The organism is Pseudomonas sp. GGS8 (assembly GCF_024168645.1).
Classification (GTDB): Bacteria; Pseudomonadota; Gammaproteobacteria; order Pseudomonadales; family Pseudomonadaceae; genus Aquipseudomonas.
Window position 1 is genome coordinate 6,007,879 of sequence record NZ_JALJWF010000001.1, and the last position, 15,422, is coordinate 6,023,300.

The 15,422-nt window shown below is 58.5% G+C and carries 11 protein-coding genes and 2 pseudogenes; 8 read left to right on the forward strand and 5 right to left on the reverse strand.

The window, feature by feature from the left end; genetic code table 11:
* Window positions 1-172 precede the first annotated feature (172 nt).
* A pseudogene (locus J3D54_RS26705) lies at window positions 173-784 on the reverse strand (transposase).
* 236 nt (window positions 785-1,020) lie between these two features.
* Between J3D54_RS26705 and J3D54_RS26710 the strand changes: the two are divergent.
* The 4 genes and pseudogenes from J3D54_RS26710 to J3D54_RS26720 all read left to right on the forward strand — a co-directional run.
* Entirely contained in the window at window positions 1,021-2,316 is a 1,296-nt protein-coding gene (locus J3D54_RS26710; RefSeq protein ID WP_253424919.1) for an NRAMP family divalent metal transporter, read from the forward strand.
* A 45-nt stretch (window positions 2,317-2,361) separates the two neighbouring features.
* Window positions 2,362-2,655 carry a hypothetical protein gene (locus tag J3D54_RS26715; protein WP_253424922.1) on the forward strand — a complete coding sequence of 98 codons (294 nt, stop codon included), beginning with the start codon at window positions 2,362-2,364 and terminating at the stop codon, window positions 2,653-2,655.
* Window positions 2,625-2,906 (forward strand): hypothetical protein, encoded by a 282-nt coding sequence (locus J3D54_RS30490; RefSeq protein ID WP_367399638.1) that lies wholly within the window; start codon window positions 2,625-2,627, stop codon window positions 2,904-2,906. Before J3D54_RS26715 ends, J3D54_RS30490 begins: the two co-directional genes overlap by 31 nt.
* Window positions 2,804-3,058, forward strand: a pseudogene (locus tag J3D54_RS26720) (ATP-binding protein); the annotation flags it as partial. The gene J3D54_RS30490 and the pseudogene J3D54_RS26720, both read left to right, overlap by 103 nt.
* Here the strand turns inward: J3D54_RS26720 and J3D54_RS26725 are convergent.
* A complete protein-coding gene (locus tag J3D54_RS26725) occupies window positions 3,004-4,503 on the reverse strand; it encodes a PLP-dependent aminotransferase family protein (protein WP_253424929.1) in 1,500 nt (499 codons plus the stop codon). The pseudogene J3D54_RS26720 and the gene J3D54_RS26725 sit on opposite strands and share 55 nt — an antisense overlap.
* 222 nt (window positions 4,504-4,725) lie before the next feature.
* Here J3D54_RS26725 and J3D54_RS26730 point away from each other — a divergent pair, with 222 nt between their 5' ends.
* A complete protein-coding gene (locus J3D54_RS26730; protein WP_253424932.1) occupies window positions 4,726-5,967 on the forward strand; it encodes a benzoate/H(+) symporter BenE family transporter in 1,242 nt (413 codons plus the stop codon).
* 249 nt (window positions 5,968-6,216) lie between these two features.
* Here the strand turns inward: J3D54_RS26730 and J3D54_RS26735 are convergent, their stop codons facing one another.
* Complete coding sequence (locus J3D54_RS26735) at window positions 6,217-7,173, reverse strand: threonine dehydratase (protein ID WP_253424935.1); 957 nt, start codon at window positions 7,171-7,173, stop codon at window positions 6,217-6,219.
* Between the two features lie 96 nt (window positions 7,174-7,269).
* Here J3D54_RS26735 and J3D54_RS26740 point away from each other — a divergent pair, with 96 nt between their 5' ends.
* Complete coding sequence (locus J3D54_RS26740; protein ID WP_253424938.1) at window positions 7,270-8,076, forward strand: helix-turn-helix transcriptional regulator; 807 nt, start codon at window positions 7,270-7,272, stop codon at window positions 8,074-8,076.
* A gap of 528 nt (window positions 8,077-8,604) precedes the next feature.
* Complete coding sequence (locus J3D54_RS26745; RefSeq protein ID WP_253424941.1) at window positions 8,605-9,177, forward strand: type 1 glutamine amidotransferase family protein; 573 nt, start codon at window positions 8,605-8,607, stop codon at window positions 9,175-9,177.
* Between the two features lie 10 nt (window positions 9,178-9,187).
* Here the strand turns inward: J3D54_RS26745 and J3D54_RS30385 are convergent, their stop codons facing one another.
* The gene (locus J3D54_RS30385; RefSeq protein ID WP_367399639.1) at window positions 9,188-9,322 is read right to left on the reverse strand and encodes a hypothetical protein; all 135 of its coding nucleotides are present in this window, start codon (window positions 9,320-9,322) and stop codon (window positions 9,188-9,190) included.
* Between the two features lie 223 nt (window positions 9,323-9,545).
* Between J3D54_RS30385 and J3D54_RS26750 the strand changes: the two genes are divergently transcribed.
* Complete coding sequence (locus tag J3D54_RS26750) at window positions 9,546-10,049, forward strand: AraC family transcriptional regulator (RefSeq protein WP_253424944.1); 504 nt, start codon at window positions 9,546-9,548, stop codon at window positions 10,047-10,049.
* Window positions 10,050-10,100: 51 nt separating this feature from the next.
* Here the strand turns inward: J3D54_RS26750 and J3D54_RS26755 are convergent, their stop codons facing one another.
* Entirely contained in the window at window positions 10,101-15,155 is a 5,055-nt protein-coding gene (locus J3D54_RS26755) for an AAA family ATPase (RefSeq protein WP_253426789.1), read from the reverse strand.
* Between the last annotated feature and the right edge of the window lie 267 nt (window positions 15,156-15,422).

The following is a 15,422-nucleotide window of genomic DNA, read 5'->3' on the forward strand; positions in this document are numbered from 1 at the left end:
CCCTAAGTGAGGCTTATTCAATATGCCATTATGCTCCTACAGCATCTACGGCGCTATCAACTCGCGCCTTCATGGCATAACGCCCCCATTCGGTCGTGCTTAAAAGTTTTCGCTAGGGAGGAGGTGTTGCCGCTGACCGCTTCGGAAAAAGCAGTGAATTGCCCCGGATTCTCTAGACACCTTGAAAGCTCATTGCGTAACGCTTTTCAAACTCTACCGGTGACAGCTGATTGTTGAAATCATGGCGGCGTTTTGCGTTGTAGAACATCTCGATGTAATCGAATACATCGCTACGAGCATCTTGCCGCGTGGTGTAGATTTTCCGCTTGATCCGTTCCCGCTTTAGAAGCTGGAAAAAGCTCTCGGCCACGGCGTTGTCATGACAGTTGCCTCGGCGACTCATGCTGGCAACCAAATTGTTCCTCCGCCGCTCTCCAGCCACGAATGCTTAATCAAACCCAGCAATCGCTGATCGTCTTTAGCGCGTGCAGATTGCGGCTCAGACAACCAGGAGTAATAACCACTGGGATGGACTTTCAGCGCCAGGCAAAGCCGTCGAATGGAATAGTCGCCCGCGCGCTGCTTGATAAAGGCGTACTTCAGCGTGCTGATCATCGTCTTGCTGCCGTTCTTCTTGAGGTTTGCTTTAGCGCTTTATCCACGCATAGAGGCTATGCGTCGACACGCCAAGACGGGCCGCCACATCAGCGACAGGGAGCTTCTTTTCGGTCACTTGATTGACCGCTTGGATTTTGAATTCTTCGGGGTAACGCGGGTTGCTCATGGCACCTCCTGATTGGCCTCATTTTAAGGCATGGAGGTGTCTACGAAACCCAGGGCGATTCAGTTCTATACCAATGCGGGTGCAGTTGCCATTCAGGTTAGGTAGCCACTCAGCCCTAAACACGGATGCACCAATACACGAAAGTGTAAGAATTCTCTGAAAATCATTCCGGAACTCCCGTTAAAGGTCCTAAGTCAAAACTTGGTGCGGCATCCTGTGCCCCTGAGAAATTAAAAATGAATAAGAAAGAACCCACAGGCAAGCCTTCGGTTGTTGCCCATCGCTCGTGGATAAAAAAACTGGGGCCTGGCCTTATCACGGGCGCGGCGGATGATGATCCAAGCGGTATAGCGACCTATTCGCAAGCTGGCGCGCAGTTTGGCTTGAATACACTCTGGACCTTGTTTTTCACCTTCCCACTGATGGTCGGCATTCAGATCATCAGCGCCAAAATAGGCCGCGTCAGCGGGCACGGGCTCGCGACCAATATCCGCCGTCATTACCCCAAGCCTTTTTTGTTTGTCATCGTCGCGCTGTTGATGCTTGCCAACACCATTAATATTGCCGCGGACATCGCCGCGATGGGCAGTGCAATGAAACTGCTGCTCGGTGGCTCCGCACATTTCTATGCGGTCTGCTTTGGCGCGATTTCACTGCTGCTGCAAGTGTTCATTCCTTACAAACGCTATGTGCGGGTACTTAAATGGCTGACACTCGTGTTGCTGGCGTATGTGGGCACTGTGTTTGCGGTGCATATCCCCTGGGGCCAGGTCGCTCGCCAGACCGTATGGCCCCAGCTGTCCTGGAAGCCGGAATACATAACCATGGTGGTGGCCATTTTTGGCACCACCATCAGCCCCTATCTTTTTTTCTGGCAGGCATCGCAGGAAGTTGAAGACATGGTCGCCCCCCCCGACGCCCGGCCACTGATTGATGCGCCCAACCAGGCACGAAGCAGCTTTAGTCGCATTCAAGCGGACACGATTGTGGGCATGGGCTTTTCTAACATCATTGCTTTTTTCATTATGTTGACCACGGCCGTCACACTCAATATGCATGGTGTCACAGACATTCAAACATCCTCCCAGGCGGCCAGTGCCTTGCGACCGATTGCGGGGGAGTTCGCTTTTTGGTTGTTCAGTGGGGGCATCATTGGCACCGGTATGTTAGCGGTCCCTGTGCTGGCCGGCTCGGCCGCTTATGCAGTGTCCGGCACATTCAAATGGGACAATAGCCTGGCCGCCAAGCCAAAAGCGGACAAGGCGTTTTACGGCATTATCAGCGCGGCAACCTTGGTGGGTGTGGTGATCTGCTTTGCGCCGATTGACCCCATTAAAGCGTTATTCTGGAGCGCCGTAATCAATTGTGTGATCGCGGTACCTATCATGTTCATCATGATGTTGATGGCATCGCGCAAAGACATCATGGGCACGTTCGTCATTCACCCTGGGCTGCGAACATTGGGCTGGTGCTGTTCGATCGCAATGGCGCTTGTCGTGATCGCGATGTTCTGGGGCTTCATGGCGATGTAGAGCACCTTCCCGGCGATACCCCATTCGCCGATTCAGGAGACCACCATGTCCAGCAAACTCGACCAGCAATGCATCGACACCCTGCGTTTCCTGTCGGTGGACATGGTGCAAAAGGCCGACAGCGGCCACCATACCTTCGCATTCGTCAGCGATGGTGATCTGATGGAGGGCGTGGCGAGCGAAGCCGCCTCGCTCGCCGGCCACTTGAAGCTGGGCAAACTCACCTGCCTGTACGACGACAACTCGGTCACCCTAGCTGCCGGAGCCGCCATGACGTTCTCCGAAGACCGCGCGCTACTACGATATCGGTGGCGGATGGCAATGACCTCACGGAGATAAATGCCGCACTGCAGGCGGCGCGGGAACAAATTGCGCGTCCGTCGTTAATTCTGGTTCGTACGCACATCGGCGACGGCTCACCCGAGCAAGACACCTTCAAGGCACACGGCTCACCGCTCGGTGTGGATGACGTGCGCAAGACCAAGGAGAGCCTATTCCAAAGAGCGCGTTGCCCACGCTCTTTAATCCGGAAGGACGTTATTCCCGGCACACTGACAGTGAGCGCGGAGCGTCTTCAGGACTGGGATTAGGATTATTTATAGCCGCGCAGATTGTCGGAGGTCATGGCGGGGAAATCGAAGTGGAATCAACGTTGGAAAAAGGAACGATCTTTCGCCTGCCGTTGCCCTATTTGGTTTTCAGCGCCTTGGTCAGACGCACCATAGCCGCTTCGATTTCATAAGCGGTCAAGGACGAATAGCCCAACAGCCACCCTTGTTTCTTCTCATCGCCGGCGTACAACCGGCTGAGGCCGGGCAGTCGCACGCCCGCGCTGGCAGCTTGGTGGATGGTCTTTTCCTCCGACCAGCCATCGGCCAGTAGACAGGGAATCTGCAGCCCGCCTTGGGGGCGTAATGCTGTGGCAATGCCGTCCAGGTGCTTGCCGATTGCATCGAGCATAACTGCACGGCGTCCGGCGTAGAGTTTGCGCATAGCCCGGACGTGGGAGTTGTAGTGGCCGTCTTCCATGAAGCGCGCCAGGGTCAGTTGAAGGATCTGTGGCGTGTGGCCGTCCATGATGCTGCGCGCGTAGGTGAAAGCTTTGACCAGCTCGAAAGGCAGCACCATGTAGCCCATCCGCAACCCCGGATAGAGCGTCTTGCTGAAGGTACCGAGGTAGATCGTGCGCTGGTATTTGTCCAGGCCCTGCACGCACGCGGTCGGCAGCCCGTCGTAGTGGAACTCGCTATCGTAGTCGTCCTCGATGATCCACTTACCACACTCGGCCGCCCAACGGATCAGCTCAAGTCGACGCTCCAACGGTAAGGTCGCTCCGGTGGGGTATTGATGAGAAGGCGTGACATAGACGCAATTGGCGCCGCTGCGGTCTGCCTGCAGCAGGTCCGTGCGTATGCCCTGTGCATCGACGTCAATGGGCACGACCTTGGTCTCGGCCGTTTCAAAGGCTTTCCTGGCGCCGAAGTAGCCTGGGTTTTCCAGCAGGATCGGTTTGCCGGCGTCCACTAGCATCTGGGCACACAGGAACAGAGCTTGGCGAGTACTGCTCAGCACCAGGATCTGGTCGGGGGAGCACTTGGCACCGCGCTCAAGGTTCAAGTAGGTGGCGATGGCCTTGCGCAGAGGCTCAGCGCCTTGCGGGTCGCCATGCAGCAGGACATTGTCCCGGTAGTCCTTCATGACCTGGCGTTGTAAGCGTTCCCAGACATCGGTGGGGAAGGTGCGGGTTTCCGGCAGACCTGTGGCAAAGGCCTTGATCACCTGTTGATCGGTAACCCCACCACTGTCGAAAATCATCCGCCCTCGCAGGCTCAAGCCAGGTTCTGGCGCCGCCTCGCTGCGTTGAGTGTCTTTCAATTTTATGCGCCGGCGCGCGGCTCCGAGCAATTTGGTGCCAACCGCATCGGATACATAACTGCCAGAGCCCTCGCGCCGCACGATGAAACCATCACGGTGCAATTGCACATAGGCATTCTCGACCGTGTCGCGGGCAACGCCGAGCGTCTTGGCCAGGACCCTGCTCGCCGGTAGCTTCAGGCCAGAGTCAAGAACACCATCGAGGATCAAGGCACGCAGGGCGCGCTGAATCCGCTGGTGCAGATCCAACAGCTGAAACTCAGCATCGTTGAGTCGCATCTTCAGCGTTTCGAGCTCGAAGGCTTTCGCCATGTGGTCTGCCTCAGACTAACAAATTGGCCTACAAAGGCAGGCCAGTCTATCCGTAGACTTTGTTCATCGCTACTGCCTCTGTGCTCGGCGCTCTATCGCCTGGGGGACAACTTTGAACGCCGCCGCGCAAAAAGTGCAGGGGCTAAACAGACCATTGCAGCCCTATAAATCACTTTCCAGTCGAGGCCAAGCACCTCGCTTTGCAAGGAGCAAAATAAAGCCATGTCTTCTTCAGCATCCAAGTCACCTATTCGCCTCATCGATCTCATCCATCCGATTGTCGCCGGTCTGATCTCGGTCATCGTCAACTATGGCGGCACCTTCATTCTGGTCTTCCAGGCCGCCAAGGTAGCCGGACTGAGCCCCGAGTTGACGGCTTCGTGGGTGTGGTCCGTGTCGATTGGCGTGGGCGTTACCGGGCTGTTCCTCAGTTGGGTTTCCCGTGAGCCGATCATCACCGCCTGGTCGACACCCGCAGCGGCATTCCTGGTCGTCGCCCTGGCCACCACGCCCTATGCTGAGGCGGTGGGCGCGTACATGCTCTCGGCTGCGGCCTTCGTGCTGCTGGGCCTGTCCGGTTACTTCGAAAAAGTCATCCGACTGATCCCGCCGGGTGTGGCCGCAGGGCTACTGGCCGGTATCCTGCTGCAGTTCGGCATCGGTGCTTTTGGCGGTATGAGCATTGACCCTATGCTGGTCGGGTTGCTGATTGTCGCCTACGTCGTGCTCAAGCGCTTTACCGCACGCTACGCAGTGGTGGGCATTTTGGCACTGGGGCTGGCCTTCCTGTTGATTCAGGGACGTGTGGATTTGTCGGGGCTGGAACCGCAACTCGCGGCGCCGGTATTCACCCTGCCTGAGTTCTCGCTCAATGCCTTGCTCAGTGTCGCGATGCCGCTGTTTCTGATCACCCTGACCGGTCAGTACATGCCTGGCATGCTGGTGCTGCGCAATGATGGATTCAGCACCAGTGCCAATCCGATCGTGACCATCACCGGGTTGGGTTCCCTGCTCATGGCGCCCTTTGGTTCCCACGCATTCAATATCGCGGCGATTACAGCAGCCATCTGCACCGGCAAGGGGGCCCACGAAGAGCCCTCCAAGCGCTGGATCGCCGGCATTGCTGCGGGCGTCTTCTACATCCTCGTCGGGGTCTTCGGCGTGACCCTCGCTGCGGTGTTCATGGCCTTCCCGGCAACCTTCATCACTACTCTGGCCGGGCTCGCCCTGCTGGGCACCATCGGCGGCAGCCTGGCCAGTGCCATGGCCGAAGCCAAATCCCGCGAAGCCTCGCTGATTACCTTCCTGGCAGCCGCCGCCAACATTACCTTGTTCGGGATTGGCGGAGCGTTCTGGGGGCTACTGATGGGTCTGGTCGCGTACGCCGTGCTCAACAGCCGTTTGCCGCGGCGCGAGCGAGTTGTCAATCCCGCTGCCGAGCCCCATAAAGGAGCCGTCAACTGATACAAACCCGTATTGAAGAGATCGCCGTGGCCGGCCGCTCTGACCCTGCACGAGCGCCATGGCCGCTACCAACCTCCTCCGACCAAGATCAACTCAGCTCGATGGCCAAGCAGGCCCGCAAGGCGATGGTGTTGGAAACACTATTGGTAGTAGCTGACCGAGGTCACTTCAAAAAGCAAAGAAATCCTGCCCGGGTCGACTTCTTCACCAGAATCGGCCAACAGCGGGCATTTACTCCATCGACTTACTTCACGCAATCACTCTCGCATACACCAATCGGTCCACATTCCCTCCGGACAGAATCACACCCACCCTTCTTCCGGCCATTGCTTCACGCTCCTGAATGAGCGCCGCGAGGGCCGCCGCAGCCGCCCCTTCAGCAAGATTGTGGGTATCGGTGTAATACACGCACATGGCCTCGGCAATCTGCGCCTCACTGACTGATACGATTCGCTGCGCACCTTGCGCGTAGATGGCAAAGGCTTCTGGAATTGGCTTACGCACGGCAAGGCCGTCAGCAAAGGTATTCGCCGAGGCGGTTTCGCATATTGCTCCTGCATCAAACGACAACTTTGCGGCCTCAGCCTTAGTGGAAACCACACCCACCACCCGGGTGTTCAGGCCAAGTGCGTCGCGGGCGGCGATCACCCCACAAATCCCCGACCCACAGCCAATCGGCACGTAAACCGTATCAAGATCCGGTGCAGCCTCGAACAGCTCCAGCGCATAAGTGGCCACGCCTTTGACCAACTCGGCATGGAACGGCGGCACCAGATAGAGGTCATGCGCTTGCGCCAGGCGCCCGGCCTCTTCACAGGCTTCATCAAAATCGCGGCCACACTCGACCACTTCACCGCCAAAGGCGCGCATGGCATTGTTCTTTTCTACCGAGTTACCCTCCGGCACTACAATCAACGCCCTCAAACCCAGCGCGCCGGCTGCCAGCGCCAGGCTCTGCCCATGGTTGCCGCGGGTGGCGGTGACAATACCCTTGATGCCCGGGTGCTCGCGCTTTAGCCAGTGCATAAAGGTAATGCCACCACGCACCTTGAAAGCACCTGTAGGTGTGTGGTTTTCGTGCTTGACCCAAACGGTGCAACCCAACCGCACGGCCAACAAGGGCCAAGGGTATTGAGCTGTAGCGGGCATGACTTGGTACACGTGGTGAGCAGCTTGCTCGATATCGTCGCGAGTCAGTCTGTGCATGAGTCGTCTCCCTGAGGTTTTGCCCAGACTAGACACGGGCGCATCACGCAGGCTTTCAAAAAACTGACCTGACTTTTGTGCCCCCGCTTCACTACTATGGCGTTCATGAGCCGTCGAAGCCGCCTTCAGCCAACGCCCCGCCCCGAACCGGTCCGTCGAGTCGAGGCAGGGCCATGGACGATTGAATTGCTACCCGGCGCCGCCTACGCGACCCGGTATGTAGCGCCTCAGGCAGCGATTGGCTTTGCCTTCGACAGCCAGCGAGGCCTTCACGCCATTGGCAGCGACCGAGTGCTGCCCTTCGATGCCATGCCCAACAGTCTGGCGTTCGTCCCCACCGGCTGTGACGTGCTGTCCAAGTCACCCACGGGCGGTGAATACCTGCGGGTAATGCGCACCGACGGGAATATGTTGGTCGGGGATAGCGCATTCAACAATCGCATTGATCAGCAGGCCATTACCCTCGCCCTGCGAATGCGCGGCGCGTTGTTGCACGCCTCAGCGGAGAACGATTGGGAGGCCTGGGCACTCGCATTGGCTGAACGGGCGACGAGCGATCAAACATTTTCGGCTCCACCCCAAGGCTCTATCACCGGCAGCCGAATGCGTCTGCTCGATGAGTTCATTGACGCTGGCCTCGACGGGCCGCTGGGCATACCAGCATTGGCGGGCTTACTTGGATTGTCCGAAGGTTATTTCATGCGAGCGTTCAAGAGCGCGACGGGCAAGAGCCCGCACAGTTACCTGATCGACCGACGCCTTGCCAAGGCCCGCGCGCTGATACGCGATTCGACAGCAAGCCTGGCAGAGATCGCCCACACCTGCGGCTTTAACTCCCAGGCGCACATGGCAACCACTTTCAGGCAACGCTTTGGATTAAGTCCGGTACAGCTGCGTGGATAATTGTAGTCAGGGAGCTGTATCGCCGTTTTCTTGAGTTGAACGACACGCTGCTCAATAGGGTTTCCGTTTCCACCTTAGACCGTAAATTGGACTGGAAGGAAAATTTGTCGGACGATTTTGGCCGATTGCTGCCCCTGACTAGATGCAGTTACCGACCCAGGCTGTGTGAAAACGCATGCGCCATTTTGAAGTCTGCGTTGCTACTTAAAATCTGCCAGCGTTTGGTTAATCAGCAGGCCGGGAATTTGCTTAGGAGCGCGATTTTCGTTCCAGTCCTGATTGTCAAACCTGCTCTAAAACGTTTTCACACAGCCTGGGCCCATAGCGGACACTCCAGCAGCCAGTCAGATGTGTCTACGAGACCAGGGGGCTATTCAACTCCTGCGCTGCATGAAGTTGACATCATCCCTCTGCACCACCCAAATACTACTGACAGAAACTGACGGTCCTGCTTGTTACTCTTTGAGTTCATGTGAGGAAAGGCGATTCCTCAGATATTTGTCAACGCAATCAGAGAAGGACTCTCTAATGACACGTGCCATTACCATTATCACCGAGAACTTTTCAGATTGGGAAACCGCCCTGATCAACTCTGCTGGTCGAGCCTATTACGGCTTTGATACACGCTTCGCTACGCCCCAAGGTACACCTGTCACCTCCTCTGGAGGCATGATCGTCACCCCGCAGTTAGCGCTCGAGGACATCCCGCTTGATGAACTCGACCTGCTAATAATATGTGGAGGTACTATCTGGCAGACCGATCAGGCCCCCAATATCACTGCCCTGGTTAGCGCTGCCTATGAAAAACACACCATCGTCGCAGGCATTTGCGACGGTACCCGTGTGTTAGCGCAATCGGGCGTGCTCGATAACCTCCGTCACACTTCCAACTCGGCAGAGAACCTATCGAAACTGAATTATGGCGGAGCGGCTCACTATCAGGATGTCCCCTATGCAGTAGCTGATAAGCGCGTAGTAACAGCTCCAGGTACTGCTCCGGTCAGTTTCATGGCTAAAATCTTGTGCACCTTGGGCATAAGTGACGAAAACCTCAAAGCCTACTTGGCAATGCACGCTGCCGAGCATTACCAGCCCGCCTAGATATTGTGTATCAGCGGCAGGCGTCAGTCGTTGCAATCAGCTCCCGCTCGTATCCAATGCGCTGCCGACGCTCAGCCAGCAGCGCCCGCACCTTCACTTCAAGCGAATCCGCTTTTTTCAGCTCTGCTGCAGCGAACTCCGGCACAACCGAATTTCCACTTCCGGATCTTCCCGGTTATTGGGCCAGCAATGCCGAAATTCGCGGCTGAAGGGGCAATTTGTAAAGCCTACATAAATGACGATTTTCCTAAACAACTACTGGCTTAGCCGACCGTAAGGTAAGGCTCACTTCATAACTCTTAAGGTTTGCTTAAGGACTTTAAATGTCGCCGGCGGACAGACTTTCCTGAACGATCAGGAGAGCCACCATGAACCCGCAATCGGTGAATTCAAACCATCCATGTCCTGTTGTACGGCCGTTGGGCGCCCTGTCCGGCTGGCAGGAGCGCCGTGCCAAGGAGCTGATGCTGCGTGACTTGGGCAGCTGCGTTCGCATCAGCGAGATTGCCGAACACTGCAACCTGTCCCGTAGCCATTTTTCCCGAGCGTTCAAAAAGATTACCGGCCACTCGCCGCAAGGCTGGCTAGTGATGATGAAAATCGAAAAAGCCAAAAGCCTGCTAACCACCTCGATGCCGATCACAGATGTCGTCTATGAATGCGGTTTCGCGGATCACTCGCATTTCACCCGCACCTTCAGCCGTCTGGAAGGGATAACACCCAAGGCATGGCGCCGGGCCTTTGATCATGCAACGAGCCACCCTACCCAGCCACCAGTGATCAATCGGGACATACCCGACTGGAGCGTTCGCGATAGCCTGGTCGACGGGATGGGACAGTCGCGCTCGCAGGAGCTGCGCGTCGTGAACTGATCGAGGTCGACAAAACGAACTCCTCCCCTTTGGCCGCTTATGCGGCCTTTTTTATCCAGTGCTGGCCGGTGCGAGTGGCAGGCTGAAGCAAATCCGGGCGCCCTGCTCGCTGTCCTGGACCACCAGCGTCCCACCGTGCGCGCCGATCACGGACCTGCAGATGGCCAGGCCCATTCCCATGCCGCTGCCTTTGGTGGTGTAGAACGCATCGAAGATCTGCTCGCGCTGTTGTACGTCAATGCCAGGGCCATTGTCCTGGAAGCAGACCTGGACATGAGCGTCCTTCACCGCTGAGCTGATGATGATGCGTCCATTGGGCAACCCTGCTCCGGCGATGGCCTCCAGCGCATTGGTGATCAGGTTGAACACCACCTGCTGGATCTGCACCTCGTCGACCGACACCGGGCATTGCGCATCGAGCCGGGTTTCCAGGCGCACGTTGCGGTTAACCAGATCGGTAGCGGTCAGGAGTACGACCTCTCCGATCAAGTCATCGATTTGTAACGGTAACCGTTGCAACGGCGCCTGCTTGGCGAGTACGCGAAGCGCCTGGACAATGTCCGCGGCGCGAGCGCTGTCCGAGCGAATGTCTTCCAGCCCCTGAATCGCCTCCTCCAGATCGGGTTGATCACGCTTGAGCCAGCGCAGGCTGGCCGAGGCATTGGACACGATGCCCAGCAACGGCTGGCTGATTTCATGGGCAATCGAAGCAGAAAGCTCGCCCATAACCTTGAGGTGCGAGCTACGCGCCAGTTCCGCGCGGGAACTGCGCAAGTCCGCCTCCATTTGCGCGCGTAGCTGGTTATCTTCGACTAGCTGTTCGTACAACTTGGCGGTTTGCAGTGACACCGCGGCCTGAGAGGCGAGAATTTCCAGCATGGTCAGGCGCTGGGCGCTGAACAGCTTGGGGACCAGACTATTTTCCAGATAAACAAGGCCGATCAACGTGCCTTGTTTGAGCAACGGCAGGCATAACACCGACCGCACTTGCCGCTGTTGCAGATCGCTGCTGTAGGCCTCGGGACAATCGGCCAGAGCATCGTCGAGCACCAGGGTTGTGCGCGTGCGCATCGTGGCGTTGAGCACCGAGTCCGGCGCAATCTGTTCGAGCGGTTGCGCGGAGTCCAGAGCGACCCGTACATTGCCGGCTTCGACCGAAGCCGTCGCAGCCAGTTGCAGTTCGGTGCCGCTGACGATCATCAGCACGCCATTGTCGGCACCGGCCTGTATCATCAAGTGATTCATCAGGGTTTCGACCAGTCGTTCAAGCAGAACCTCCTGCGACAGTGCACGCGCCGCTTCGATCCCCACTTCAAGATCGAGGCGGACCTGGGTCACAGGCCGGACCGGTTCGAACGATGGTTCCGCACTCAGAAACGGGTGCAAGGTTTCCAATAGACGCGCCTTGCTGTCGGCGCCCCACAAGTTGTAGCAATCGCGCGCGACACGCAGGTGGTGGCTGGCACCCGACACCAGCCCGTTAGGTAGGCAGATATCGGCTAGCTGTTCATGGGCCAGCGCCTGCTCATGGATGAAACCGGCCGCCGCCGCAGCGATCTGCGACTGATCGAAACAACGGATAGCTACCAGTTCCTGACCGCGCAAACGGGCGATGACCCCCTCGATCAGCAGCAGTTTGTTCCGAAAGGTTATCGGGTTGAGTTCGACCCACGGCAGAAACCGCAGGCGTTGCCGCTCGAGTTTTTCCAGTTTTTCCGCCACCTCGCCCGGCGCTTGCGCACTGCCCAGCGCCAGACAGTAGAACAGGTAGTAATCGGCGAGATTGATATGCGCCGGAATGGACCAGGCCAGCGCGGCTGCTTCTTCGAAACGTCGCAATGCGTAAGGGATATCGCCGAAATAAAACGCCGACATACCTGAATACAGCCACGACCAGAACAGCGTCGGCTGCGACACACGGGTACGGTCGATGGGGCCGAAACGGTCATTTTCGATGCCATCCAGTTCGGCCAACGGCCGATGCTGGCGCCCGTCGCGCAGATCGGTGGCGAATGCCTGTTGCGCCAGCAGGATGCGCTCGATATCGATGTAATGAAACTGCCGCACCCACGCCAATCCATGCTCCAGTTCGTTCAACACCCCTTGCAAGGGTTCGCCCATGAACAGCAGGTCGGAGGCGATGTGGTTGCAGGCGTAACAGGACATTCCCAGGTCGCCGCCGGCCTGGCCGCACTCGAATGCGGCGAAGGCCTTCTGTCGAGCGTACGCCATCGGTCGGGTCCAAGGACTGACCTGATCGAGCGCCACCAGCGTGCCTGTGCGCCCTGCTTCGTAGCCGTGCTTGTCGGTGAGTTCAAGAGCCACTTCGGCGAAGGCCTGCCCGTCCATATACTCGCCATAGCGTTCGGCAATCATCACGCCAAACCAGGCTAAACCGTAACCGCTGCCTGGCGTGGTGCCATGCAGCAGCGTGAGTTCGACCATTTTCGCCAAATGCAGAAAACGAATGTCGTCGTCGACGAAGAACGAAGAAATCAACGTACTGAGCAACTCCATGGCCGCTTCCACAGAAGGGTCATCGGCCTTGGGCAAATGCACCAGATCGGCGATGCGGCGTGCGCCGACAAGTTCACGAACCTGGGTAAATGCCAGGGTCAAATCGTTCTGTGAGGGCCTGCGCTGAAGGGGAATATCCAGCAGGACCAGACCGCTCAACGCCTCGGTGATCGCCCCCTCGTAATCGGAGTACAGCGTGCGCAAGGTGGCTAATAACCGATAGGATTTCGCGCGATCAAGCGCTGTAGTGGCGTGCATCAGGCAGTCGTCGAGGCGGCGTTGGGCACCAGTCAGATCGGCCAGAAGCATGTCGCACTCGGCCGCCAACCATTGAGTGGCGAACGCCTGGGTGTAGAGGCTCGACCAACCCGTCTGACCGAGCAGACTTTCGGCCGTGCGAAGATAGCCCACGGCCTGCTCGACAGCGGCGGTGCCCCGGGCGCGTTCGGCGGCTTCGACCAACAGCTCGATGAACGCGGCGCGCCGATGCGCCTCCAGTTCATCGGCGTCAATGCGTTGGACCTGACTGGCGACTTCGAACACGTGCTCTTGGACCCGTTCGCGCCAATGATCAAGCATGGCGCCGGCGATACGCGCATGCTCGGCGGCGCGCCCCGCTGGCGCCGCAAGCTGACAGGCCGCCTCAAGCACGCGGTCATGGGGAAACACCAGTTGCTCGTGCTCACGCAGCAGAAAACCTGCATCGACCAGGCTTTGCACATCATGGGTGATCTGTTGCAGCTCATACGGCAACAGCCGGTGCAGCAGTGATTCATCACAGCGCCCGCCGACATAGCTGGCCGTGCGCAGCACTTCGCGCTCTATCGATGACAGGCGTTCGAGTCGCAGTACCATCAAGTCTGCAACGTTGTCAGCGTAGCGATAACCGTCCACCTCCTGTTGATTCCAGACCCAGCGGCGCCCCTGCACGTCGAAACGTACCAGACGTTCATCGATCAATGCGCGCAACACTTGGCTGACGAACAGAGGGTTGCCGGCCGTCTTGTAATGCACAACTTGCGCGAGCGCCTCAATCTCCCAGGGGGCGGTGTCCAGCTCAGCGGCGATCAGCTCTGCGACCGCGGGCACCGACAATGGCCCCAGCATGACGCTTGCACAGGGCAACGATTGCTCACGGCCCAGCACCTCCAGCACGCCCCCGTCGCGCTTGAGGGCCTGCGACTCCGCCTCGCGATACGCCAGGATCAGCACCAGATGCCGGGGCCGCCGGGCGACGAAGGCCTGCAAAAACGACAGCGTCGAATCGTCCGCCCATTGCACATCATCCACGAACAGCACCAGGGGGCGTCCCGGCTGAGCGAAGACTTCCAATACATCGAGCAGGGTCCGGTTGGCGTGATCGAGCGCATGTCGGGCTGGCATGTTCGGCATCTCAGGTGTGACCCCGATGACCAGCTCGGCCTCGGGCGCCAGTTCCACCAGAAGCCTGCCCCGCCCCTTAAGCCGTTCGACCAGTTGATCGCCCAGCGTCTGCAGCTCCGGAGCCGGCTTGCCCAGCAACTGGGTCATCAGCGACTTGAAGATTTCTGCCAAGGGTGCAAATGGAATTTCCTGCTGCAACAGATTGCTCTTGCCGCTGGCCCAGTAGCCGGGCGCCAGGGGCCGGACACCTTGATGGATCAGCATCGACTTACCGGCACCTGGCGCGCCACCGACCAGCAGAACCCGGGCAATGCCATCGTTGCCCACCTGGTGAATCAGCTCGACCAACTGCGTACGTTCGGCCTCTCGACCGAACAGCACCTCGCTGCGGGCCAAGGAAGGCAACGCATCGAAAGCGCCCAGGCGGAACGCGTCGATACGCTCATGTTCCAGCCACTGCTGTTGGCACCAGGCCAGATCCGCAGCCATTGATTCGGCACTCTGGTAGCGGGCGCCCGGTTCTTTCGCCAGGCCTTTGAGCAGAACTCGGCAGATGCCTTCTGGTAGATCGGTGACATGAATCGCCGGTGATTCCGGCTGGACGGCAGCGTGCACGTGCAGCCATTGGGACGGGTCGCGGGCGGTGAGCGGCAGTCGGCCGGTCAGCGCTTGATAAAGAATCGCGGTCAGCGCGTAGACATCGCTGCGCGCATCAAAATTGGCGGCATCACGTTGCACCTGCTCGGGGGCCAGATAAGGCCACTGCTCCAGGCCGGGTAGTTCAACGGCGGGCGCCTCCCCGGCATGGCTGTGAAAACTCAGTAGTTTGACCGAGTCAGCGGCGTCCACAACCAAGTGGTGGGGTAGCAGACTGGCATGTCGCACGCCCATCTTCTGGGCACTCGCGAGTGCGTTGGCCGCGGTTACGGCGATGACCAGCACGCGCGCCAGTGGCAACGCTGTGTCACCAATCAAATCAGTCAGCGGCGTCCCATGCTCGGGATAGATCAACAAAGGCCCCTCGGCCGAGCGGATGAACGCGACAGGGGCAATCGCCCAGGCCGGATCCAGGCGCAGGTGAAAATCGCGCTCCAGCCGCTGGCATACAGCAGGCCGCTGAATCGGCGCCCGGGCGGCGAGCCAGCGTGTGCCCGATGCCCGATCCTGGAGCGTGAACCAGGTCAGGTCGTTTTCCCGGCGCAGTATGGTGAAGGTGCAACGCTCCAGCCAGGCCTCATCGTGTACGACATCAAGACTGTGGGAACCGGATGCTGAGAGAGAGCTGCTGGGCATGAACAATCACCGCTGAAGATTCGTTTCGGGCTGAGCCGGTGAGTATACGCAAGGCTCTGGCCCGATGGCTGCGCTCGAGCAGTCCTGTCCGTTATCGGCACCAGGATGGCAGTTGAGGGCCTCCGCGGCCTGTGGTTTTTGCGCACTGAAATCGTTGCATGTTATCCCTCGGGATAATTG

Bases quoted from the DNA above. Each gene is read 5' to 3' on its own strand.
- J3D54_RS26745 (WP_253424941.1), top strand. From the start codon at position 8,605: ATGACACGTGCCATTACCATTATCACCGAGAACTTTTCAGATTGGGAA.
- J3D54_RS26725 (WP_253424929.1), bottom strand. From the start codon at position 4,503: ATGGCGAAAGCCTTCGAGCTCGAAACGCTGAAGATGCGACTCAACGAT.
- J3D54_RS26710 (WP_253424919.1), top strand. From the start codon at position 1,021: ATGAATAAGAAAGAACCCACAGGCAAGCCTTCGGTTGTTGCCCATCGC.
- J3D54_RS26730 (WP_253424932.1), top strand. From the start codon at position 4,726: ATGTCTTCTTCAGCATCCAAGTCACCTATTCGCCTCATCGATCTCATC.
- J3D54_RS26735 (WP_253424935.1), bottom strand. From the start codon at position 7,173: ATGCACAGACTGACTCGCGACGATATCGAGCAAGCTGCTCACCACGTG.
- J3D54_RS26750 (WP_253424944.1), top strand. From the start codon at position 9,546: ATGAACCCGCAATCGGTGAATTCAAACCATCCATGTCCTGTTGTACGG.
- J3D54_RS26740 (WP_253424938.1), top strand. From the start codon at position 7,270: ATGGCGTTCATGAGCCGTCGAAGCCGCCTTCAGCCAACGCCCCGCCCC.
- J3D54_RS26715 (WP_253424922.1), top strand. From the start codon at position 2,362: ATGTCCAGCAAACTCGACCAGCAATGCATCGACACCCTGCGTTTCCTG.